The following is a 21,748-nucleotide window of genomic DNA, read 5'->3' on the forward strand; positions in this document are numbered from 1 at the left end:
CGACACGACCCGGCCCGGCCGGCCCGCCCCGGACAGGTTCGCCTCGGCCCGACCGGGTTCGACTCCCCTCGGCCGTCTCGCGATTCACCGACTCCGCATCCAGCGAACCCGGTTGCCGACCATGACAGAAACTGATGGGCCATCAGTCACTGCACCGGGACTCCATTGACTTCTCACACGGCCGGCACATCAATGTCCCCCTGGCGGCGCAGAAGAGCCGCTGCGCCCGCATCCCTCAGGAGGGGGCAACAGCCATGTCAACCACGGGTCCGACAACCCGAAGACGCCGCCTCGCGGCACTGCTCGGGGCGACCGTACTCGCGCTCACCGCGGGAGGTGCGCTGGCCTCCCCGGCCTCCGCAGCTTCCGTGAACGTGGACTTCGCCACGCACTGCATCCCGCCGGCGATCGCGGGCCTCCCCCCGATCGACGGCACCACCACCGCGAAGATCACGGTGGACAACGCGAGTCCCCAGGTCGGCGACACGGTCACCGTGACCTACACGGTGGTCACACCCGCCGCGAGCAACCCCACCGACCTCGCCCTGCCGGCCGACATCATGACGCCGACCGGCAAGGTCACCGTCGGCGGGGCGCAGACGGGCAGCGTCACGGTCGCGGGGCCGAAGAAGAACGACCCGGTGCCGGGGCGGGGCGCCTTCCCGTCGTTCTCCATGACCGGCACGTTCACGGTCACCGCGCCCGGGGCGATCACCCTCTCGCCCGGTGACTACAACATCCACACCAGCTACATCCTGGAACTGGACACCCCGTGCACGGTCACCAACCCGCCCGCCCCGGTGTCGGAGACGGTCACCGCGACCGGCGGCGGACAGACCAACACCCGGGCCATCCAGCTCGGTTCGGCCTCCGGGAACCCCGGTGACAGCGTGACCGTCACCGGAAGCGACTTCACCCCGGGTGCCAGCGTCACCCTCGCCGGACGGTCCGGGACCACCCAGACCGCCGACACGGCGACCGTGACCGCGAACGCCCAGGGCTCCTTCAGCGGCTCGCTCGTCGTCAACGACAAGACGACGACCGGCGTGGTCGCGTACGAGGGAGGAAGCTGGGACCCGGACACCGGAGCGGGTCCCGCCGCGTATGTCGTCGTCGACAACACGCCCGTCCCTGACGGAAGTCAGAAACTCACCACCACGGTGAGGGCGGGAACCCTGTCGATGACCCAGGCCGGGGACGCCGTCGCGCTGTCGGCGGTCGACTACGGCAAGGGAGGCGCCTCCACGGGCGCCCTGCGGACGGTGACGGTCAAGGACTTCCGCGGCGGCCCCGCGGGCTGGTCCCTGACGGGCAAGGTCACCGACTTCACCGGCCCCGGCGCGAAGATCGGCGCCGGTGCCCTGAGCTGGACCCCGGCCTGCGCCACCAAGGCCGGCAGCCCGAGCACCTGCCAGTCCGGCTCGTCCGGCACGGTCGGCCTCTCGGGAGCGACCCTGGCGTCCACCCCCAACGGAACCCTCACCGGTGGTGAGTTCACCGTCGACGCCGGACTGTCGCTGAACGTACCGGAGTTCACGCCTCCCGGCTCCTACTCCGGTGTGCTCACGCTGACGCTCAGCTGACCGGTCCGCACCTCGACCGGTCGTCCGCACCCCGGTGGCCGGGCGCGCACCCGCCCGTCCACGCAGGGGCTGTCACGACGACAGCCGCCAGTCCGCCGATGCCGTCCGCGGGGGTCCGCACCCATGCGCAAGCCGTACGCCCTCCTCCTGAGCGTGTTCCTGGTCCTGCCCGCTCTCGTGACCCTCATGGCCACGCCCTCGTACGCGGCCGACAACGGGAGCTGGTCGGTCTACCCCGTCTCCTCGCGCATCGCCGCGCGGCCGTACTTCTATCTCTCCGCCGACCCCGGCCAGACCCTCCGGGACAAGGTCACCGTCGCCAACAAGACCGGTGGACCGCTGACGTTCCGGCTGTACGCCGCCGACGCCTACAACACCGCCCGCGACGGCGGTTTCGCCGTGCGCACCCTGGCGGAGAAGCAGCGCGGGGTGGGGGCATGGGCCCGGCCCGCGCGCTCCCGGGTCACCGTGCCCGCGCACGGCGAGGTCACCGTGCCGTTCACCCTGCGGGTTCCGGAGCGGGCCGAACCGGGCGATCATCCGGGCGCGCTGGTGGCACTCGACGAACGGATCGAGAAGGGCTCCGGCTCCCTCTCGGTCGGGGTTCGCCGCGCCGTCGCGGCCCGGGTCTATCTCCGGGTCGGCGGGCCGACGGTTCCCGCCCTCGCGGTGGAGAAGGTCCGCCTCACCCACCACCAGCCGCTCATCCCCGGCACGGGCTCCGGCACGGCCACCGTCTCGTACACCCTCCACAACACGGGCAACGTCACGCTGAACCCGAGGGTGCGGCTGAGGGCCGAGGGGCTCTTCGGGCGGACCCTGCTGTCCCGCGAGCTCGACGGCATCCCCTCGGAACTGCTCCCCGGCCAGCGGGTCGGGCTCACCGCGCCCTGGCACGGGGCGCCCCAACTCGACTGGGGCGACGTGACGTTGACGGCCAGCGCGGCCGGGACCAGGGAGTCGGCGCGGGTGTCGTTCCTCGCGCTGCCGTGGCTCGTGGCCGTGCTGGCGGCGGCCGCGACCGCCGCGGCCGTGGTGACGCTCAGAGTGCGTCGGGCCCGCGTTCGCCCGTCCGTACCCGCACGACCGTCTCCACGGGTACGGACCACACCTTTCCGTCCCCGATCTTCCCGGTCTGCGCGGCCCTGACCACCGCGTCGATGACCGCGTCGGCCACCGCGTCCTCGACGACGACCTCGATCCGGGCCTTCGGGACCAGGTCGACCTGGTACTCGGCGCCGCGGTACACCTCGGTGTGCCCGCGCTGACGCCCGTACCCGCTGGCCTCGGTGACGGTCATCCCGTGCACACCGAGTTCCTGGAGGGAGGACTTGACCTCGTCGAGTCGGTGCGGCTTGACGATCGCGGTGATGAGTTTCATGCCCGGGGCTTGACCTTCTGCGTGGCGGGAAGGGACGACGACACCGGGGCGCCGTGGCCCAGGACCCCGTGATCGTAGGCGCTCTCGGCGTGCACCGTAAGGTCCAGGCCGGTCCGCTCGTGCTCCTCCTCCGCCCGCAGCCCCATGAGCCGGTCGATCACCGTGCCGATGCCGTACGTGGCGGCGAACGCGTACCCCCCGACGGCCGCCACCCCGGCGAGTTGCCGGCCGAACTGTCCGAGCCCTCCGCCGTACAGCAGCCCCTCGGCCCCGCCGGTCATCCCGTGGACGGCGAAGACGCCGATGAGCAGCGTGCCGATGACCCCGCCGACCAGATGGACACCGACGACGTCCAGCGAGTCGTCGTAGTTCAGCTTGAACTTCCAGCCCACGGCGTACGAGCAGACGGCGCCGGCGGCGAGCCCGACGGCGAGCGCGCCCAGCAGGGACACCACCCCGCACGACGGGGTGATGGCCACCAGGCCGGCGACCGCTCCCGAGGCCGCGCCCAGGGTGGTCGGGTGGCCGTCGCGGCGCTGTTCGACGAGGAGCCAGCCGAGCAGGCCCGTGCAGCCGGCGGCGAGGGTGTTGAGGAAGGCCGCGGCGGCCAGACCGTTGGCGCCGAGGGCGGACCCGGCGTTGAAACCGAACCAGCCGAACCACAGGAGACCGGCGCCGAGCATGACCATGGGCAGGTTGTGCGGCCGCATGGCGTCCTTCTTGAAGCCGAGCCGCGGTCCGAGCACCAGGCACAGCGCGAGCCCGGAGGCTCCCGAGGTGATCTCGACCGGCATACCGCCCGCGAAGTCGAGGGCGCCGAGTCCCTCGCGGATCCAGCCGCCCGGACCCCACACCCAGTGCGCGACGGGAACGTATACGAGCAGGGCCCAGACGGGCACGAACACGAGCCAGGCCCCGAACTTCGCCCGGTCGGCGACCGCCCCGCTGATCAGCGCGGCGGTGATGATCGCGAAGGTGAGCTGGAAGGTGGCGAAGAGCAGGGTGGGGACACTCCCCCGGGCGCTGTCCGGCCCGAGCCCGGCCATCCCGGCGTGCTCAAGACCGCCGACGAGCCCTCCGAACGCGTCCGGACCGAACGCGAGGGAGTATCCGGCGGTCAGCCACACCACGGTGACCAGCGCGATCGACACGAAGCTCATCATCAGCATGTTGAGCACGCTCTTCGCGCGGACCATGCCGCCGTAGAACAGGGCGAGGCCGGGGGTCATCAGGAGCACGAGCGCGGTGGCGGCGAGCAGCCAGGCTGTGTCGCCGCTGTCGATCCGGGAAGCGGCCAGAGTCACGGTCTCTCCAACGGAGTGGGGGCACGAGGTGGGGGCGCCGTCAGAGCGTCGTGGGCGCGCGTTTCCGGTTGCGTTCGCCCGCGTTTCCGATGTGTTTCATTGCGCCGTCATTTCCGATTCCTCACCGTGAGGACACATGGCGCACGGCTCCGGAACGCCTCGCACCCAAGAACCGGAACGATCGCTTCACGTGTGCGGGGGCGACCGCTTCACGGCTGTCGAACAGGCTTGGTACGGCGGGCACCCGACGATCAGGGACAATGGGCGCCATGAGCGTTCGCAACCAGTCATCCGAGCCGTCCGAGGAGAGGGGCACCTCGCGCCCCCTCGACGCGGTGGGCGACCACCGCGCCGGCTTCGCCTGTTTCGTGGGCCGCCCCAACGCGGGCAAGTCCACCCTCACGAACGCTCTGGTCGGCCAGAAGGTGGCGATCACCGCGAACCAGCCGCAGACCACGCGGCACACCGTGCGCGGCATCGTGCACCGGGCCGACGCGCAGCTGATCCTTGTCGACACCCCTGGCCTGCACAAACCGCGCACTCTGCTGGGCGAGCGGCTCAACGACATCGTCCGCACGACCTGGGCCGAGGTCGACGTGATCGGCTTCTGTCTGCCCGCGAACGAGAAGCTCGGCCCGGGTGACCGTTTCATCGCGAAGGAACTGGCGTCGATCAAGAAGACGCCGAAGATCGCGATCGTCACCAAGACCGACCTCGTCGACAGCAAGACGCTCGCCGAGCAGCTCATCGCGATCGACCAGCTCGGCCGGGAGCTCGGCTTCGAGTGGGCCGAGATCGTGCCGGTGTCGGCGGTGGGCGACTCCCAGGTGGGTCTGCTGGCCGATCTGATCGTCCCGCTGCTTCCGGAGGGGCCCGCCCTCTATCCCGAGGGCGACCTGACGGACGAGCCCGAGCAGGTCATGATCGCGGAGCTGATCCGCGAGGCCGCCCTGGAGGGCGTCCGCGACGAGCTTCCGCACTCCATCGCCGTCGTGGTCGAGGAGATGCTGCCGCGTGAGGACCGCCCGGCCGACAAGCCGCTCCTGGACATCCACGCCTTCGTGTACATCGAGCGCCCCAGCCAGAAGGGCATCGTCATCGGCCCCAAGGGCAAGCGCCTGAAGGACGTCGGCATCAAGTCCCGCAAGCAGATCGAGGCCCTGCTGGGCACGCCGGTCTTCCTCGACCTCCATGTGAAGGTCGCCAAGGACTGGCAGCGCGACCCCCGGCAGCTCCGCAAGCTCGGCTTCTGAGAGGGCTGCCCCGGGGGAATCAGCTCCGCCCGGGGGCAGCTCCGCCCCGGGGGGAGCGAGTCGGCTCCGCCCCCGGGGAGACCGGTTCTCAGCCCGCGGTCACCGTCGTGTGCACGGCACCGTCGAGCCCGGCCAGCAGCACCGGCGTCGCGGGCCCGCCGAGATCCCGTACGGCCGCCCGGTCCACGTCGGCGACGGCTCCGGCCTCGGACACCACGGCCGCCGACTCCAGGGACTTCGCCCCGGACGCCACGGCCATCGCCACGGCCGTCTGCAGAGCGCTCAGCCGCAAGGACTCCAGCTCCACGGTCCCGGCGACGTAGGTACGTCCCGTCTCGTCGCGTACGGCCGCGCCCTCGGGCACACCGTTGCGGGCCCGCGCGGAACGGGCCAGGGTGACGATCTTGCGGTCCTCGGGGTCGAGCGCGCTGCTGTCGGTCATGACCAGAGCATACGAAGTGCCGGCACCCTCTCCCTCCGAAGGGTCAGCCGGCCACCGGATACATCGACCCCCGGCGCCCCTCGGGCGAGGCGAGCCACTCCAGCTTCGCGGCCGTGTTCGCCTCCGGCAGCGGCGTGTGCAGCACGATCGTGAGGTCGGGCCGGACCGGCACCTTCATCGCGGTGGACTCGACGGCGAGCAGGCCCACGAGCGGATGGTCGAGCTCCTTGCGGATCTGCCCGGCGTCCTCGATGTCCCGCCGCTCCCACAGCTCCGCGAACTCGGCGCTGGCCTCGGTCAGTCGGGCCAGCACCTCGCGGAGCCCCTCGTCGTCCGGCGCGGCGGCGCACGACGCGCGGAACTGGGCCACTACGGTACGGGCGTTGTGCTCCCAGGTGCGCGAACGGCCCCGGTAGAGCGGGTCGGTGAAGAAGTCGACGATGCAGTTCTGGGTGTTCTCCGGACGCATGCCGAGGACCACGGCGGCCGCGTCGTTGTACATGACGCAGTTGTAGTACGGGTCCATGATGTGCGCCGGGAACGGCATCCACGTGTCGATCAGCCGCCGCAGCCCGTCGCACATGTCCCGGTCTCCGGGGGCGACTTCGGGCGCGGGAGGGTTCAGTCCGGCCAGGGTGTACAGATGGCGCCGCTCGGTGTTGCTGAGCCTCAGCACGCGGGCGACGGCGTCCAGGACCTGCGGCGACACGGATATGTCCCGCCCCTGCTCCAGCCATTGATACCAGGAGGCGCCCACGCCCGCGAGGACGGCGACCTCCTCGCGGCGCAGCCCCGGTGTGCGGCGGCGGGCGCCTCCGCCCGGGAGCCCGGCCTCGGCCGGTGACACCCGTGCCCGGCGGCTCATCAGGAACTCGCGCAGTTCCGGGCGCCGTTGGGTCTTCGTCGCATCCTCCGCCACGTGTCTCCCCCTTCGGTGACTGGTGGTGGGGCCACCAGCATAAGTTGCGGCTCCCCACGGATATTCCGGCCGCCGCACGCTCTTGCCATGACCGCAGAGACGACCACGAAGACGACCACGAAGTCCACCGGCCGCACCCCCGGCACCGGCATGCCGGGCATCGATCCGGGCACCACGAACGGCCCCCGGGCCGACACCTCCACCGCTTCCGCCGCCCGCCCGGAGGACGGCGGGCCACCGCGCCCGGACCGCCTGTCGCGGCGCGACGCCCTCGTGCTCTTCGTGCTGTGCGCCGCCCAGTTCATGGTCGCGCTGGATTTCTCCGTCCTGAACGTGGCGCTGCCCGTGCTCGGCCGGGACCTCGGCATGAGCCCGTCCGCGCTCCAGTGGGCGGTCACCGCCTTCGCGCTGCCCTCCGGCGGCTTCCTGCTCCTCTTCGGCCGTATCGGTGACCTGTTCGGCCGCCGGCGGCTCTTCCTCGCCGGGCTGGCCGTGTTCGGGGCGGCCTCGCTGCTCGCGACCTTCGCCTGGGACCCGGCGTCGTTCCTGGCCGGACGGGCCCTGCAAGGGCTCGGCGCGGCGGCGATCGTGCCGACCGGCATGTCGCTGCTGACCACGACCTTCCCGGAGGGTCCCGCACGGGACCGCGCGCTGGGCATCTCCGGCACGCTCCTGTCGCTGGGCTTCACCGTCGGCATGGTGGCGGGCGGCGTCCTGACCGACGTGCTGAGCTGGCGTTCGACGATGGGGCTGCTGTCGCTGTTCGCGCTGGTCGTCCTGCCGCTCGCCACCGGCCTGCTGCCCTCGTCGGGCCCGCGGCACACGGACGCGGCCGGTGCCGGTGCCCCGGACCGCCCGCGCCTGGACATCCCCGGCGCGGTCACCGTCACCGGTGGCCTGCTGGCCCTGATCTACGCGCTCTCGACGGCCGCGGACCGCGGTTTCGGCGGCGCTGACGTCGTCACGACGCTCGCCCTGGGCGTGCTGCTGCTCGGCGCCTTCGTCCGGATCGAGTCCCGTGCCGACGCCCCGCTCGTCAGCCTGCGGATGCTGCGCCGCCGCACGGTGGCGTGGGGCAACCTGGGCGGCCTGGTCACCTTCTCGATGATGTCGACGGTCGTCTTCGCGCTGACCCTGTACCTCCAGGAGACGCTCGGGCTCTCGGCCCTCGAGACCGGCCTGGTCTTCGGCGTGCAGGGTGTGCTGTCGGCCGTCGCCGGGATGTACGCCCCGAAGGTCATCGGCCGCTTCGGCGCCCGGCGCACCCTGGCCGGCTCACTGGCGGGCCAGGGCCTGTTCGTGGCGGGGATGCTGCTGCTGAACGCGCACACCTGGTCCGTCTGGATCGCCACCGCCGGGGTGTCGCTGGCCAGCATGTTCCACCTGGGCGCGATCATCTCGTACGGCCTGACCGTCACCTCGGGCGTCCCCGACGAGGAGCAGGGCCTGGCCACCGGCCTGGTGACCTCCACCCAGCAGGTGGGCATCACCGTCGGCATCCCGCTCCTCGGGGTCCTCGCGACCACGTCGGACGACCTGCTGGCCGGCGTCCACACGGTCCTCGCCCTGGACGCGGCGATCGTCCTCGTGGCGGCCGCGCTGGTCGCGGTCGGACTCGGGCGGCGGGGGACGGCGCGCACCCGCTGAGGGCGGCGCCGGCCCGCGAGGGGTCGGTCAGGGACGGTCGAGGCGCAGCCGCTCGGCCCGCGGCAGACCGGCCACGACGAGATCGTACGAATCCTCGACGAGCTCCCGGACCAGGCGGTCCGGGAGCTCGCCGGCGACGGTCACCGTGTTCCAGTGCCGCTTGTTCATGTGATAGCCGGGGACGATCAGTCCCGGGTGCTGCTCGCGCAGCCGGATCGCGTCGTCCGGGTCGCACTTCAGGTTGACCGTGAGCGGGCGCCCGTCCAGGTTCGTCAGCGCGAAGAGCTTGCCCAGCACCTTGAAGACCGAGGTCTCGGGGTTGAAGGGGAAGTCCTCGACGGCGGCGTTGAAGGACAGACAGAAGGCGCGCAGCTGCTGCGGGGTCACTCCGGCTTCGACTCCTCGGTCGGCCCGGCCGGGCCGACCGGCTCGACGAGCACCGTGACGATCTTGTTCCGGCGGCCCGCGGCGGCCTCCGCGGTGAGCCCCAGCCGGCGTCCGTCGGGCAGTTCGACCACCGAGGAGGCGCCGGCGATGGGCACCCGTCCCAGTGCCTTGGCGAGCAGCCCGCCGACGGTCTCCACGTCCTCGTCGTCGTAGGCCTCGAAGCCGTACAGCTCGCCGAGGTCACCGATGTCGAGGCGGGCGGTCACCCGGAAGCTGTCGTCGCCGAGGTCCTGGACGGGCGGCAGCTCGCGGTCGTACTCGTCGGTGATCTCGCCGACGATCTCCTCGAGGATGTCCTCGATGGTGACGATGCCGGCCGTGCCGCCGTACTCGTCGATGACGACGGCGACGTGGTTGCGCTCCTGCTGCATCTCGCGCAGCAGATCGCCGGCGTTCTTGGTGTCCGGCACGAACGTGGCCGGCCGCATGGCCGTGGACACCAGCTCGGACTCGGCGTCGCGGCTGATGTGGGTCTTGCGGGCCAGGTCCTTGAGATAGACGATCCCGACGATGTCGTCCTCGTTCTCGCCGGTGACGGGTATGCGCGAGAAGCCCGAGCGCAGGGCCAGGGTGAGGGCCTGCCGGATCGTCTTGTAGCGCTCGATGACGACGAGGTCCGTGCGGGGCACCATGACCTCGCGCACGAGGGTGTCGCCGAGCTCGAAGACGGAGTGCACCATGCGGCGCTCCTCGTCCTCGATGAGCGACTCCTTCTCGGCGAGGTCGACCATCGCCCGCAGCTCCGCCTCGGAGGCGAACGGGCCGCGCCTGAACCCCTTGCCGGGGGTGAGCGCGTTGCCGATCAGGATCAGCAGCGGCGGGATCGGGCCCATGATCCGGGCCAGCGGCAGCAGGACGTACGCGGCCGCGGTCGCGGTGTTCAGCGGGTGCTGGCGGCCGATGGTGCGCGGCGAGACACCGACCGCGACGTACGACACGAGGACCATGACGGCGATGGCGACCGCCAGCGCCTGCCAGGTCTTGTCGAACTCCTTGAGGCAGGCGAAGACGACGAGCGCGGCGGCCGCCATCTCGCAGACCACGCGGACCAGCAGCGCCACGTTCAGATAGCGCGTCGGGTCCGCGGTGACCTGCGCGAGCTTGGCGCTGCCCCGGCGGCCGCCGCGGACCGCCTCCTCGGCGCGGAAGCTGGAGACCCGCGCGAGGCCCGCCTCCGCGCAGGCGGCGAGCCAGGCGACGACGACCAGGACGATGGCACCGATGACCAGCTGTGGGCTCATGACACGGTCGGGGCCGGAGACGGACCCGTGATGCCCTTCTCCGTACGCCAGCCGTCCACGATGGCGGCCTGCAGGCCGAACATCTCGGCCTTCTCGTCGGCTTCCTCGTGGTCGTAGCCGAGCAGGTGCAGCACGCCGTGGACGGTGAGGAGCTGGAGCTCCTCGTCCATGGTGTGCTGCGTCGGGGCGTCCTTGCCCTGCTGCTCGGCGACCTCGGGGCAGAGCACGATGTCGCCGAGCAGTCCCTGCGGCGGCTCGTCGTCGTCCTTCGACGGCGGACGCAGCTCGTCCATCGGGAAGGACATGACGTCCGTCGGCCCCGGCAGGTCCATCCACTGGATGTGCAACTGCTCCATGGCGTCGGTGTCCACGACGATCACCGAGAGCTCGGAGAGCGGGTGGATGCGCATCCGTGCGAGCGCGTAGCGGGCGATGTCGAGGATCGCCTGCTCGTCGACCTCGGTTCCGGACTCGTTGTTGACGTCGATCGACATGGCGGTGCTGGTCTACTTCCCTTTGTGGCCCCGGCTCTTGTGGGAGCCGTTCTCGGTGCCGTTCTCGCTGTCGTACTTCTCGTACGCGTCGACGATACGGCCGACCAGCTTGTGCCGGACGACATCCTGGGACGTGAGCCGCGAGAAGTGGACGTCGTCGAGACCCTCCAGGATGTCCTGGACCTGCCGCAGACCCGACTTCGTACCGCTCGGGAGGTCGACCTGCGTCACGTCACCGGTGATCACGATCTTCGAGTCGAAGCCGAGCCGGGTCAGGAACATCTTCATCTGCTCGGCGCTCGTGTTCTGAGCCTCGTCCAGAATGATGAAGGCGTCGTTCAGGGTGCGTCCGCGCATGTACGCCAGTGGCGCGACCTCGATCGTGCCCGCGGCCATCAGGCGCGGGATCGAGTCCGGGTCGAGCATGTCGTGCAGCGCGTCGTAGAGCGGGCGCAGATACGGGTCGATCTTCTCGTAGAGCGTGCCGGGCAGGAAGCCGAGCCGCTCGCCGGCCTCGACCGCCGGGCGGGTCAGGATGATCCGGTTGACCTGCTTGTGCTGGAGCGCCTGGACGGCCTTCGCCATGGCGAGGTACGTCTTGCCGGTACCGGCGGGACCGATGCCGAACACGATGGTGTGCTTGTCGATGGCGTCGACGTAGCGCTTCTGGTTGAGCGTCTTGGGGCGGATGGTGCGGCCTCGCGAGGACAGGATGTTCTGCGTGAGCACCTCGGCCGGAGTCTCCTGGCCGTCGCCCTCCCCGTTCTCGCTCGCCCTGAGCATGGCGATCGAGCGTTCCACTGCGTCCTCCGTCATGGGCTGCCCCGTGCGGAGCACCAGCATCATCTCGTCGAACAGGCGCTGGACGAGCGCGACTTCACCGGCGTCGCCCACCGCACTGATCTCGTTTCCCCGGACGTGGATGTCGGCCGCCGGGAAGGCCTTCTCGATCACGCGCAGCAGCGAGTCTCCGGAACCCAGAACGGTCACCATGGGGTGCTTGGCCGGGACGGTGAAGTGCGCGCGCGCCTGCCCCTGAGCGGGGCCGTGAGCTGTGGGTGTCTGAGTCATGGGCCGGCTCTGTAGGCCTGCGTATCCTCCTCGGTCGGCACGCTTGCCACACGGGCAGCCTTGCGTTTCCCAGCGTACGTCGCGGCGCTCACGGACCCGTAGGGCTTTTCTCGCGGTGACGAGGTCGTGACCTGAGGACGCTCAGGCCGAACGGCCGAAACCGATCGTCGGCACCGCCCGGCGCAGCGGCCACGGGCGGGTGACCTCGGGGAGCCGGCCCTCCAGGAAGGCGTACCGGCTCAGGGCCGCGGGGTCCTGGTCGGCGACCGACTGGACCCGGCGCCACCAGGCGGCGATCTCCGACCAGCCGGGCGCCGACAGCGATCCGCCGAACTCCTGGACCGAGAGCGCGGCGGTCAGCCCGGCGAAGGCGAGCCGGTCGGCGAGCGGCCAGCCGGCCAGGGTCCCCGTGACGAAGCCGGCGACGAAGACGTCCCCGGCGCCGGTGGGGTCCAGTGCCTCGACGGCGATCGCCGGGACCTCGGCGCTCTCCCCGGAGCGCCCGTCCACGGCGTAGGCGCCGTCGGCGCCGAGGGTGACGACCGCCAGCGGCACGTGCTCGGCCAGCGCGTGCGCCGCCGCGCGGGGGCAGTCGGCGCCGGTGTAGCGCATGGCTTCCTCGGCGTTCGGCAGGAACGCCTCGCAGTGCGCCAGATCGGCGAGGCCCGCCAGGTCCCAGCGGCCGGTGTCGTCCCAGCCGACGTCCGCGAAGATCCGGGTGCCCCGGCTCGCGGCCTGCTCGATCCAGGGCGCGGTGACCCCCGGGGTCAGCGAGGCGACGGCGGCACGCGCGTGCGGCGGGGAGTCCGGCGCGGACTCCTCCGTGGGTGCCTCGTGCCCATGGCTGACCATGGTCCGCTCGCCCTCGTACGCCATCGACACGGTGACCGGCGAGTGCCAGCCGGGCACGGTCCGCGACGGCGACAGATCGATGTTCTCGCCCTGCTCCAGGGCGTCCCAGCAGTACTCGCCGTAGTGGTCGTCCCCGAAGGCGGCGGCGAGGGAGGTCCGCAGGCCCAGCCGGGCGAGGGCGGTCGCCATGTTCGCGACGCCCCCGGGGCTCGAACCCATGCCCCGCGCCCAGGACTCGGTCCCGCGCACGGGGGCGGAATCGAGCCCGGTGAAGATGATGTCCAGGAAGACCGTGCCGGTCAGGTAGACGTCCCAGGGCGGGTCGCCGGCCGTGCGCAGCCCGGCGAGCGGGTCGACATGGGCCTGGAGGAACGGTCCCTCGCCGTTGATCACGGTGCGCTCCCTGGGATGGTACGGATCTGGCCAGTGTGCACCACACCGGCCGCGCGGGCCGTGCTTCACGCGGGGGGTATCCGTGGTCCGTGGGGCGTGCGGGGCACGTCCCGCCCGCCGCGCGCCCGTGGCCCGCCCGTCCCGCGTCCGGGGCCCGCTCCGTCCCGCTCACCTGCCCGGACGCCTCCGCGTCCGCCCGCGCGCACGGCGAGGGCAGCGGCCCGGCGACGGGCTCCGCTCCGCGTCCGGCACCCCGAAGGGGGCGGGGCTACCCCGGGTCCGTCTCCGCAAACGAGAAGTGCCTCAGATCACACCGTCACACCTTCTTCGCGGACCCCCCACCTTGATACAAATTGCCCGCGCGTTCCTGTCCGTCGACAGCCGCCCCTCCCCCTCTCTTCTTGAGCCGCTCTCGCCTGCCCTGGGAACGCCCGTGTCCGCCCGCACCCCCACGCCCTGGCCCCTCGTCGCCCTTTTCACGGCCGGGTACCTCGCCGCGTATCTGCTCCCCACCACCGTCGGCCGCCTCGACGCGGGACTCCCGCTGTCGGCCACCCAGGCCGGAGCCGTCGGCAGCGTCCTGCTGCTGGGCTCGGCCTCGGCCGGTTTCCTGCTCGCCTCCCGCGTCGACCGTTTCGGCCCGCGCGCGCTGGCCCGCGCCGGGCTGCTCCTCGCGGCCGCCGGCTTCGGTACCGCCGCGCTCTCGGCGGCCGTCCCCCTGGTGGTCACCGGGGCGGTCGTCGGCGGCTTCGGCTCCGGTACGGCCACCACCGTCGCCGCGACCGGGATCGCCGGCCGGCGCGATCCCCACCGGGTCACCACGCTGGGTCTGCTCGGCGTCTCCGGCCTCGCGGGCGCGCTGTACCTGACCATCCCCCGTCTGGGCCCGGGGCACGGTCTCCCGCTCGCCGCGATCGCCTGCACCGCGCTGCTCGCGCTGTGCCTGACGGGACGGCTTCCCGCCCGCGCACCGGCCGACCGCGCCGTGCGCGCCACCGCCCCGCTCCCGCACCGCCGTTCCGGGCTGCTGCTCGCCGGCGCGATGCTCTTCTGGTCCCTCGCGCAGAACTCCCTGTGGGGCGTGAGCGGCCGGATAGGCCTGACGCAGGCGGGGCTCACCGAGGTGAAGGTGGGCGCGGTCTTCGCGGTGGCGCTCGGCGCCGGGCTGCTCGGGACGATCGGCGCGGGCACGCTGGGCCCGCGGCTCGGCCGGGCGCTGCCGATCGGTCTGGGCACGGCGCTGATCGCCGGCTGCATCGCGCTGAGCGCGGCGGCCACCGATCTGACGTCCTTCGCGACGGGCGAGATCGCCTGGAACGCGCTGTACCCGGTCGTGCTGTCGTACGTGATCGGCCTCGCCGCGTCCATGGACCCGCGCGGCCGGTGGGCGGTCCTCGTCGGTTCCGCCTCCTCGCTCGGCACGGCGTGCGGCCCGCTCACCGGCAGCCTGCTGTCCGCGTCGGCGGGCTACCCGGCGATGGGAACGGTCCTGGCGGCCGGCCTGCTGCTGGTCGGCGTCCCGATGACGCTCGTGGCCCTGCGCCCGCGCCGCACCGGCCAGATCGTGGAGATCCCCGTCGTCGAGATTCCCGTGGCCGAACTCCCCGTCGTGGAGACGACCGTGGCCGAACTCCCTGTGGTCGAGATCCCTGTGGTCGAGATCCCGCTGGAGGGCGTGCCCGCCCAGCGGGCGGCGTACCGGACGGCGGGGCCCCTGCGCACGGCGGCCGCGCCCGCATCCGGCCCCGTGAGCGTCTGACTCCCGCGAGCGCCCGCCCGCCCCGAGGAGGGGAGGTGGGCGGGCGCTCGACGGGTTACGTGAACTCGTACGCCTCGACCTCGGCGATGTACCGCGCGCGCCGCTCCTCGTCGTGCTCCAGGAAGGACGCCTCGAAGGAGTTGCGGGCCAGCTCCCGCAGCCGCTCCTCGCCGAGGCCGAGGGCCTCGCGCACGGCGCCGAAGTTGTCGCCGGCGTAACCGCCGAAGTAGGCGGGGTCGTCGGAGTTGACCGTGCACAGCAGCCCGGCGTCCATCATGGCGGGCAGCGGGTGCTCCGCCAGGACGTCCACGGCGCGCAGCCGTACGTTCGACAGCGGGCACAGGGTCAGCGGCACCCGTTCCCGGACCAGCCGTTCGACGAGCTCGGGGTCCTCCATGCAGCGCAGCCCGTGGTCGACGCGCTCGACGCCGAGGATGTCGAGGGCCTCGGTGATGTACGCGGGCGGCCCCTCCTCCCCGGCGTGCGCGACGCGCCGCAGCCCCAGCCCGGCGGCGGCCTCGTACACCGCGCGGAACTTGACGGGCGGGTGGCCGGCCTCGGCGGAGTCGAGGCCGACGCCGGTGATCCGGTCGAGGTAGGGCTTCGCGGCCTCAAGGGTGTCCATGGCGGACTCCGCGGACTCGTCACGCAGGAAGCACATGATCAGCTGGGTGGAGACGCCGTGGGTCTCCTCGCTGCGCCCGAGCGCCCGCCACAGCCCCTCGACGACCGTCCCCATCGGCACGCCCCGGGCTATGTGCGCCTGCGGGTCGAAGAAGATCTCCGCGTGCCGTACGCCCTGCGCGGCCGCGCGGGCGAGGTAGGCGTCGGCCAGGTCGGCGAAGTCCGCTTCCGTCCGCAGGACGGCCATGAGCTCGTAGTACAGGTTCAGGAAGGTCTGGAGGTCGTCGAAGAGGTACGCCCCGCGCAGCTCCTCGGTGTCCGCGTACGGCAGGGTGACGCCGTTGCGCGCGGCGAGCGCGAAGGCCAGCTCGGGTTCGAGAGTGCCTTCGATGTGCAGGTGCAGTTCAGCCTTGGGGAGGGACATCGAAGCATCGTACGGCCCCTCCCCCGAGGTATCGAAAACGGCACCTTCCCGGCACCGGGCGTCCCGGCCCCTGTCCGCCGTGTCCTCAGTGCCGCTTCGGGACCGGCACCCGCACCAGGTCGTGCGCCACGGTCAGTTCCCCGTCGAACCCCGCCGCGCGGGCCTCGCGCTCGAACTCGCCGGGGTCGGCGTAGCGCTGGCTGAAGTGGGTGAGGACGAGATGCCGCACCCCCGCCTCCTTGGCCACCCGGCCCGCTTGACCTGCCGTCAGATGCCCGTGGTCGGTGGCCAGTCGGTGATCCCCGTCGAGGAAGGTCGACTCGATGACCAGCAGGTCGCAGCCCTCGGCGAGCGCGTCCACTCCCTCGCACAGCCGGGTGTCCATGACGAACGCGAACCGCTGTCCCCGCCGGATCTCGCTGACGTCGTCCAGGGTGACGCCCCGCAGTGAGCCCTCCCGTTGCAGCCCCCCGACGTCGGGCCCTTTGATGCCGTGCTCCGCGAGCCGCTCCGGCAGCATCCGCCGCCCGTCCGGCTCGACCAGCCGGTACCCGAAGGACTCGACGGGATGGGAGAGCCTGCGGGCCTCCAGGGTGTACGCGGGGGTCGTCACGAGGACACCGTCGTCCGCGACCGGCGCCTCGGTCAGCGGGACGGTCTCGCGGTAGGCCGTGGCGTACCGCAGCCGCTCGAAGAAGTGCTGCCCGGAGAGCGGGTAGTGCGCGGTCACCTCGTGCGGAACGCGGTCGAGGTTGATGCGCTGGATCACCCCGCCGAGTCCGAGCGCGTGGTCGCCGTGGAAATGGGTGACGCAGATGCGGTGCAGGTCGTGCGCGGCGACCCCGGCACGCAGCATCTGGCGCTGGGTGCCCTCGCCGGGGTCGAAGAGGAGGCCCTCACCGTCCCAGCGCAGCAGATAGCCGTTGTGGTTGCGGTGCCGGGTCGGAACCTGGCTGGCGGTGCCGAGGACCACCAGTTCGCGTGCGGACAAGGCCGGTTATCCGGGGGGCCACTGCATGCCGCGGCCGCCCAGGAGGTGGGCGTGCGCGTGGAAGACGGTCTGTCCGGCACCGCTGCCCGTGTTGAACACGACGCGGTAGCTCTCCAGCTTCTCCTCGCCCGCGACCTCGCCGGCCTCGCGCAGGACGTCCGCCGCGACGGCGGGCTCCGCGGCGGCGAGAGACGCCGCGTCCGGGTAGTGCACCTTGGGAATGACCAGGATGTGGGTCGGCGCCTGGGGGTTGATGTCGCGGAACGCCACGGTCGTGTCGCTCTCGCGCACCAGCGTCGCCGGGATCTGCCCCGCCACGATCTTGCAGAACAGGCAGTCGTCCTGCGGTTCCCCGCCCGTGTCCCGCCTCGGCTCCTGCGCCATGCGTGTGCCTCCTCACGCCAGCCGATCATTACCTCCGCATGCTAGCGGCCCGACGGCGCGGACGGCTCGCGTCGCCGCCCGCCCGTGAACCGCCCGCGCCGGGTCACAGCGGCGGCAGCGTGGGCGCGGTCTTCGCCGGGTTCTCCTCCAGGGCGGCCAGCGCGATCCTGACCGCCTCGTCGAGCTGGGTGTCACGGCCTGCCGCGTGGTCCTGCGGCGCCTGGACGACCTCGACGTCGGGATCGACGCCGTGGTTCTCGACGTTCCACTCGTACCCCTCCATCCAGAAGGCGTACTTGGGCTGCGTGACGCTGGTGCCGTCGACGAGGCGGTAGCGGCTGTCGATGCCGATGACGCCGCCCCAGGTGCGGGTGCCGACCACGGGTCCGATGCCGAGTGCCTTGATCGCCGCGTTGACGATGTCGCCGTCGGAGCCGGAGAACTCGTTGGCGACGGCGACGACGGGGCCGCGCGGCGCGTCCTCCGGGTAGCTGTAGGCGCGCAGGCCGCGGGGCAGGTCCCAGCCGACGATCCGCCGGGCGAGCTTTTCCACGACGAGCTGGGAGGTGTGGCCGCCGCGGTTCTCGCGGACGTCCACGACCAGGCCCTCACGGGCCACCTCGACCCGCAGATCGCGGTGGAGCTGCGCCCATCCGGCGCCGACCATGTCCGGCACGTGCAGATAGCCGAGGCGTCCGCCGGAGCGCTCGTGGACGTAGGCGCGCCGGTCTGCCACCCACGCGTGGTAGCGCAGCGGCTCCTCGTCCGCGAGCGGTACGACGACCGCGTGACGCGGATCGCCGCCGCCCGAGGGCGAGACGGTCAGCTCGACGGGCTTGCCCGCGGTGCCGACGAGCAGGGGTGCGGGCCCGGCCACCGGGTCCACCGGCCGGCCGCCGACCGCGACGATCGCGTCCCCGGCGCGCACCGCGACGCCGGGCGCGGCGAGCGGGGCCCGCGCGTCCGGGTCGGAGGTCTCCGAGGGGAGGATCCGGTCGATGCGCCAACTGCCGTCCTCGTGACGGGAGATGTCCGCGCCGAGGAGCCCCTGGGCGAGGTCGCCGCCGCGGTGTCCGCCGCGCGGGGTGACGTACGCGTGCGAGGTGCCGAGTTCGCCCTGCACCTCCCACAGCAGGTCGACGAGGTCGTCGTGGGTCGCGACCCGTTCCAGGACCGGCCGGTACCGGTCGAGGACGGCGTCCCAGTCGACACCGCCCAGGTCCGGGCGCCAGAAGTTGTCCCGCATGAGGCGGCCGGTCTCGTCGTACATCTGGCGCCACTCGGCGGCCGGGTCGACGCTCTGGCGCACCCGCGACAGGTCGACGGTGATGTTCGTGTCGCTCTCGTCGTCGTTCGAGGCGCGCCGGTCGCTGGGGACGACCTTGAGCTTGCCGTCGGTCCACAGCAGGACCCGCTTGCCGTCGCCGGTGACGGTGAAGTGGTCGGCGTCGGCGGCGAGGTGCTCGATGCGCTGCTGGGCGAGGTCGTACCGCTCCAGTTCGGTCTTCGGGTCCGGGTCGTCCGGGGTGGCACGGGAGGCGCCGAGCACGCCGCGCACGGGGTGGCGCAGCCACAGCAGTCCGTCCTTGGCGGCGCGCAGCGTGGAGTAGCGGGCGGCCTCGACGGGGAACGGCACGATCCGGTCGGCGAGTCCGTCCAGGTCGATACGGGTGCTGGGGGCGCCCTCGCTGTCGGGTGTCTCGTCCTTGTCGGGGGCCTCGAAGGGCCTGCCGTGGCGCTGCGGTCCGAAGGGGGACGGGGTCGTCGCGGCCAGGGTGATCAGATACGGCCGGGAGCCGCCGACGAAGGCCAGGTCGAAGACGTGCTCGTCGTAGACGGGGTCGAAGGCGCGGGCCGACAGGAAGGCGAGGTGCTTGCCGTCGAGGGTGAACGCCGGTGCGTAGTCCCGGAAGCGCAGCGGGGTCGCCTCGGTCACCGACAGGTCGGTGGTGTTGGCGAGCTTGAGCTGGCGCAGCGGGCGCGGCCCGGGGTGCGACCAGGCGAGCCACGCGGAGTCGGGCGAGAAGACGAGGCCGGTGACGTCGCCGTCCTCGCTGCGGTCGACCTCGCGGACCTCGCCGCTCTCCCGCTCGACGAGGAGTACCCGCCCGTCGTGCGAGGCGACGGCGGCGCAGCTTCCGTCGGGCGCCACGGCGAGGCCGAGGACCCGGCCGAGGGCGCCGGCGGCGAGCCGTCGCGGGGTGGCGCCCGGGGCGACGCCGGTGGCGGGGGCGAATTCGAGGGCGTCGTCGCCCTCCGCGTCGGTCACCCACACCACGTGCTCCTCGCCCTCGGCGCGAAAGGTGCGGGGCAGCCGGGCGCGGACGCCCTGTTCGGCGGCGAGCGCGCGGGCGGGGCCGGAGCGGTGGGTGACCCAGTGGACGGCACCGCGCACGGAGACCGCGCTGCCGCGTCCGGTGTGGTCGGGCGCGGCGGCGGAGAACCAGCGCGAGGCGCTGACGGGCTGCGGCTGCTGGTCGACGCGCTGGCCGCCGAGCCGGATGCCGAGGCGGCGCGGCTCGGCGCCGTCGAGACCGTCGAGGAGCCAGAGCTCACCGGCGGACGCGTAGACCACGCGGGTGCCGTCGGTGGCCGCGTGGCGGGCGTAGAAGGCGTCCAGCGGCGTGTGGCGGCTCAGGCCTGATCCGTCGGCGAGGGAGGAGTACAGGGCGCCGACGCCCTCGTGGTCGGAGAGGAACGCGATCCGCTCTCCGGCCCAGAAGGGGTATTCGATGTTGCCGTCGACGTCCTCGTGCAGGCGGACGAACTCGCCGTCGCCGTCCCGGTCGATCCACAGCTTGCCGGCCGTGCCGCCCCGGTACCGCTTCCACCAGGCGGCCTCGCGTCCCATCGGGGCGGACAGCAGGACGACACCGCCCTCGCCGTGGGCGACATCACCGACGGGCCCGTACGGCAGGGTCGTCGCGGGGCCCCCGTCGAGCGGGACGGAGCGGGCCCAGGTGCGGCGCAGGCTGGCCTGTCCCTGGGTGCTGAGGGCGAGCACCTGTCCGTCGGGGGTCCAGCCGCGCACCTGGGTCTTCGCGCTGCCCCAGTAGGTCAGCCGCTTCGCGGGACCGCCGTCCAGGGAGGCCGCGTGGACCTCGGGGGCTCCGTCCCGCGTCGACGTCCAGGCGACGGTCGTACCGTCCGGGGAGATGCGCGGATGGCTGACCGGGACGTTGTCGGCGCTGACCCGCCAGGCGCGGCTCCCGCCGTCGACCGGGGCGGCCCAGATGTCGTCCTCGGCCGTGAAGACGACCAACTCGCCGTGCAGATGCGGAAACCGGATGTACGCGGAGGCTGCGGGCTCAGTCACCCGGTCACCCTACGCAGCGCGCGCGTGGCCCGACAGGGGTTTGGATCTCTTGATCCGTGTACGGTCCGGCAGGTCATTTGCCCTGTGAGGGCCAGCAGGTGGGGTCGCCCTTGCACCACATCGTGCGGGTCACGGTGACGGTGACGGTGGGGTTGGGCTGTCCGTTCGTGGGGTGGTACGTGACCGGCGGGGTGGGTCCCGCGTCGCAGTCGCCCAGGCCCTTGACGCGGAAGACCTGCCTGCCGCCGACGGTGGCGCGCAGATCGCCGCGTACGCAGGCGCCGTTGACGGCACGGGTGACCTTGCCCTTGACGACGATGTCCCGGCCGTCGCCGGTCTGGCCCTGACAGTCGACGGTCGCCACGGTGTTCTCGCTCGGCGAGGGCGACTTCCCCGGCGTGTAGGCCTTGCCCGCGTTGCCCAGGCGGGCGGTGCAGGTGAGCCAGCTCACGTCCACGTGCTGCCGTTTCAGTTCTCCGGTCGCCGTCTGGTCGGTCGTGTAGGCCACGGTCGCGGTGCTGAGTCCGTCCACGGGCTGGCACCCGGTCACCGTGAACACTCCGGCCGCGCCCAGCCCGACGGCCACCAGGACCCGCCCGTGCCTCGCGCGGCCTCTGAAATATCTCAAAGCCCCCATGGACGGCAGCGTCCCACCGCACGGCGACGCGCGGTAGACCGCATGCGGCCATCGGGGGCACAACCACCCGAAGGAGTCGCCCGGCGGGCCGGGGAAGCCGTAAGGTTCCCGGTTCCCCGGCCCCGGGCGGGATTCCGACCGCCCGTCAGCCGAGCAGCAGCAGCCACTCCTGGAGTTCCACCAGGTTGCCCTCGGGGTCCTTGAGGTGGGCGACGCGCATGCGTTCCGTCATGGGCGCCGGGCCGTGCAGCAGGGTCGCGCCGCGCGAGACGACCTGTTCGCAGTAGGTGTCGAGGTCGTCCACCCGCAGCACCACCAGCGACCGGTGTCCGGCCACGGCGTCGCCGAGCTCACCCAGTATTTCCGTCATCATGGCCCGGTCCTGAAGCGCGATGCCCGCCGACCCGGTGACCGGACTGAACTTCTCGTACGGTCCCTCGGCCGCGCCCGACTGGGGCTTGAGGCCGAGGACCTCGGAGTAGAAGCGGTAACAGGTGGCGAAGTCGGAGACGAGCAGTCGTACCTGAGCGAGTTCCATGAATTCCCCGGTGAGGTGCGGACGGTGAGGTCGGGCCGGCGGGCCGGC

20 protein-coding genes are annotated in these 21,748 nt (G+C 72.3%); 5 read left to right on the forward strand and 15 right to left on the reverse strand.

Features of this window, described 5'->3' with window-relative positions; translation table 11 throughout:
- Positions 1-254 precede the first annotated feature (254 nt).
- Both OG485_RS15930 and OG485_RS15935 read left to right on the forward strand, forming a co-directional pair.
- Positions 255-1,583 carry a beta-xylosidase gene (locus OG485_RS15930; protein ID WP_328668961.1) on the forward strand — a complete coding sequence of 443 codons (1,329 nt, stop codon included), beginning with the start codon at positions 255-257 and terminating at the stop codon, positions 1,581-1,583.
- Between the two features lie 123 nt (positions 1,584-1,706).
- Complete coding sequence (locus OG485_RS15935; protein WP_328668962.1) at positions 1,707-2,732, forward strand: WxL protein peptidoglycan domain-containing protein; 1,026 nt, start codon at positions 1,707-1,709, stop codon at positions 2,730-2,732.
- Here the strand turns inward: OG485_RS15935 and OG485_RS15940 are convergent.
- Together OG485_RS15940 and OG485_RS15945 are read right to left on the reverse strand one after the other, a co-directional pair.
- Positions 2,626-2,964: a P-II family nitrogen regulator gene (locus OG485_RS15940; protein WP_328668963.1), complete on the reverse strand. Its 339-nt coding sequence runs from the start codon at positions 2,962-2,964 to the stop codon at positions 2,626-2,628. The genes OG485_RS15935 and OG485_RS15940 overlap by 107 nt on opposite strands.
- On the reverse strand, positions 2,961-4,268 hold the full coding sequence (locus OG485_RS15945; protein ID WP_328668964.1) for an ammonium transporter: 1,308 nt from the start codon (positions 4,266-4,268) through the stop codon (positions 2,961-2,963). The genes OG485_RS15940 and OG485_RS15945 overlap by 4 nt, the downstream gene beginning before the upstream one ends.
- A gap of 260 nt (positions 4,269-4,528) precedes the next feature.
- Between OG485_RS15945 and era the strand changes: the two genes are divergently transcribed.
- Positions 4,529-5,521 (forward strand): GTPase Era, encoded by a 993-nt coding sequence (gene era, locus OG485_RS15950; protein ID WP_328668965.1) that lies wholly within the window; start codon positions 4,529-4,531, stop codon positions 5,519-5,521.
- A gap of 88 nt (positions 5,522-5,609) precedes the next feature.
- On the opposite strand, the gene OG485_RS15955 is transcribed toward era, so the two are convergent.
- Together OG485_RS15955 and OG485_RS15960 are read right to left on the reverse strand one after the other, a co-directional pair.
- Positions 5,610-5,963: a cytidine deaminase gene (locus tag OG485_RS15955; RefSeq protein WP_328668966.1), complete on the reverse strand. Its 354-nt coding sequence runs from the start codon at positions 5,961-5,963 to the stop codon at positions 5,610-5,612.
- Between the two features lie 43 nt (positions 5,964-6,006).
- A complete protein-coding gene (locus OG485_RS15960) occupies positions 6,007-6,828 on the reverse strand; it encodes a helix-turn-helix transcriptional regulator (RefSeq protein ID WP_328674486.1) in 822 nt (273 codons plus the stop codon).
- A 204-nt stretch (positions 6,829-7,032) separates the two neighbouring features.
- Between OG485_RS15960 and OG485_RS15965 the strand changes: the two genes are divergently transcribed.
- Positions 7,033-8,529, forward strand: a complete 1,497-nt coding sequence (locus tag OG485_RS15965; RefSeq protein ID WP_443048917.1) for an MFS transporter — start codon at positions 7,033-7,035, stop codon at positions 8,527-8,529.
- Positions 8,530-8,556: 27 nt separating this feature from the next.
- Here the strand turns inward: OG485_RS15965 and OG485_RS15970 are convergent, their stop codons facing one another.
- From OG485_RS15970 to OG485_RS15990, 5 genes are all read right to left on the reverse strand, one after another.
- Positions 8,557-8,916, reverse strand: coding sequence for an MmcQ/YjbR family DNA-binding protein (locus tag OG485_RS15970; protein WP_328668968.1), 360 nt, complete (start codon positions 8,914-8,916; stop codon positions 8,557-8,559).
- Positions 8,913-10,217 carry a hemolysin family protein gene (locus tag OG485_RS15975; RefSeq protein ID WP_328668969.1) on the reverse strand — a complete coding sequence of 435 codons (1,305 nt, stop codon included), beginning with the start codon at positions 10,215-10,217 and terminating at the stop codon, positions 8,913-8,915. Before OG485_RS15975 ends, OG485_RS15970 begins: the two co-directional genes overlap by 4 nt.
- Positions 10,214-10,711: an rRNA maturation RNase YbeY gene (ybeY, locus tag OG485_RS15980; RefSeq protein WP_328668970.1), complete on the reverse strand. Its 498-nt coding sequence runs from the start codon at positions 10,709-10,711 to the stop codon at positions 10,214-10,216. The genes OG485_RS15975 and ybeY overlap by 4 nt, the downstream gene beginning before the upstream one ends.
- A 12-nt stretch (positions 10,712-10,723) precedes the next feature.
- Entirely contained in the window at positions 10,724-11,782 is a 1,059-nt protein-coding gene (locus OG485_RS15985; RefSeq protein ID WP_328668973.1) for a PhoH family protein, read from the reverse strand.
- 141 nt (positions 11,783-11,923) lie between these two features.
- The gene (locus OG485_RS15990) at positions 11,924-13,027 is read right to left on the reverse strand and encodes a carbohydrate kinase family protein (protein WP_328668976.1); all 1,104 of its coding nucleotides are present in this window, start codon (positions 13,025-13,027) and stop codon (positions 11,924-11,926) included.
- A gap of 433 nt (positions 13,028-13,460) precedes the next feature.
- On the opposite strand from OG485_RS15990, the gene OG485_RS15995 reads away from it, so the two are divergent.
- Positions 13,461-14,786, forward strand: a complete 1,326-nt coding sequence (locus OG485_RS15995) for an MFS transporter (protein ID WP_328668977.1) — start codon at positions 13,461-13,463, stop codon at positions 14,784-14,786.
- Positions 14,787-14,841: 55 nt separating this feature from the next.
- Here OG485_RS15995 and OG485_RS16000 read toward each other — a convergent pair whose 3' ends face one another.
- From OG485_RS16000 to OG485_RS16025, 6 genes are all read right to left on the reverse strand, one after another.
- The gene (locus OG485_RS16000; protein WP_328668979.1) at positions 14,842-15,834 is read right to left on the reverse strand and encodes an adenosine deaminase; all 993 of its coding nucleotides are present in this window, start codon (positions 15,832-15,834) and stop codon (positions 14,842-14,844) included.
- A gap of 85 nt (positions 15,835-15,919) precedes the next feature.
- Positions 15,920-16,825, reverse strand: coding sequence for a ribonuclease Z (locus OG485_RS16005; RefSeq protein ID WP_328668981.1), 906 nt, complete (start codon positions 16,823-16,825; stop codon positions 15,920-15,922).
- Between the two features lie 6 nt (positions 16,826-16,831).
- Complete coding sequence (locus OG485_RS16010) at positions 16,832-17,209, reverse strand: histidine triad nucleotide-binding protein (RefSeq protein ID WP_328668982.1); 378 nt, start codon at positions 17,207-17,209, stop codon at positions 16,832-16,834.
- Positions 17,210-17,312: 103 nt separating this feature from the next.
- Positions 17,313-20,525, reverse strand: a complete 3,213-nt coding sequence (locus tag OG485_RS16015) for a S41 family peptidase (protein ID WP_328668985.1) — start codon at positions 20,523-20,525, stop codon at positions 17,313-17,315.
- Between the two features lie 73 nt (positions 20,526-20,598).
- Positions 20,599-21,162: a hypothetical protein gene (locus tag OG485_RS16020; RefSeq protein WP_328668987.1), complete on the reverse strand. Its 564-nt coding sequence runs from the start codon at positions 21,160-21,162 to the stop codon at positions 20,599-20,601.
- Between the two features lie 145 nt (positions 21,163-21,307).
- Positions 21,308-21,700 (reverse strand): VOC family protein, encoded by a 393-nt coding sequence (locus OG485_RS16025; RefSeq protein ID WP_328452625.1) that lies wholly within the window; start codon positions 21,698-21,700, stop codon positions 21,308-21,310.
- Positions 21,701-21,748: the final 48 nt, after the last annotated feature.

It is taken from the genome of Streptomyces sp. NBC_00328, assembly GCF_036139655.1.
In the GTDB taxonomy this organism is placed as follows: Bacteria; Actinomycetota; Actinomycetes; order Streptomycetales; family Streptomycetaceae; genus Streptomyces.

Excerpts from the sequence above, each read along its gene's own strand:
- OG485_RS15930 (WP_328668961.1), top strand. The coding sequence starts at position 255 with ATGTCAACCACGGGTCCGACAACCCGAAGACGCCGCCTCGCGGCACTG.
- OG485_RS15935 (WP_328668962.1), top strand. The coding sequence starts at position 1,707 with ATGCGCAAGCCGTACGCCCTCCTCCTGAGCGTGTTCCTGGTCCTGCCC.
- OG485_RS15940 (WP_328668963.1), bottom strand. The coding sequence starts at position 2,964 with ATGAAACTCATCACCGCGATCGTCAAGCCGCACCGACTCGACGAGGTC.
- era (WP_328668965.1), top strand. The coding sequence starts at position 4,529 with ATGGGCGCCATGAGCGTTCGCAACCAGTCATCCGAGCCGTCCGAGGAG.
- OG485_RS15955 (WP_328668966.1), bottom strand. The coding sequence starts at position 5,963 with ATGACCGACAGCAGCGCGCTCGACCCCGAGGACCGCAAGATCGTCACC.
- OG485_RS15960 (WP_328674486.1), bottom strand. The coding sequence starts at position 6,828 with ATGAGCCGCCGGGCACGGGTGTCACCGGCCGAGGCCGGGCTCCCGGGC.
- OG485_RS15965 (WP_443048917.1), top strand. The coding sequence starts at position 7,033 with ATGCCGGGCATCGATCCGGGCACCACGAACGGCCCCCGGGCCGACACC.
- OG485_RS15975 (WP_328668969.1), bottom strand. The coding sequence starts at position 10,217 with ATGAGCCCACAGCTGGTCATCGGTGCCATCGTCCTGGTCGTCGTCGCC.
- ybeY (WP_328668970.1), bottom strand. The coding sequence starts at position 10,711 with ATGTCGATCGACGTCAACAACGAGTCCGGAACCGAGGTCGACGAGCAG.
- OG485_RS15985 (WP_328668973.1), bottom strand. The coding sequence starts at position 11,782 with ATGACTCAGACACCCACAGCTCACGGCCCCGCTCAGGGGCAGGCGCGC.
- OG485_RS16000 (WP_328668979.1), bottom strand. The coding sequence starts at position 15,834 with ATGTCCCTCCCCAAGGCTGAACTGCACCTGCACATCGAAGGCACTCTC.
- OG485_RS16010 (WP_328668982.1), bottom strand. The coding sequence starts at position 17,209 with ATGGCGCAGGAGCCGAGGCGGGACACGGGCGGGGAACCGCAGGACGAC.
- OG485_RS16020 (WP_328668987.1), bottom strand. The coding sequence starts at position 21,162 with ATGGGGGCTTTGAGATATTTCAGAGGCCGCGCGAGGCACGGGCGGGTC.
- OG485_RS16025 (WP_328452625.1), bottom strand. The coding sequence starts at position 21,700 with ATGGAACTCGCTCAGGTACGACTGCTCGTCTCCGACTTCGCCACCTGT.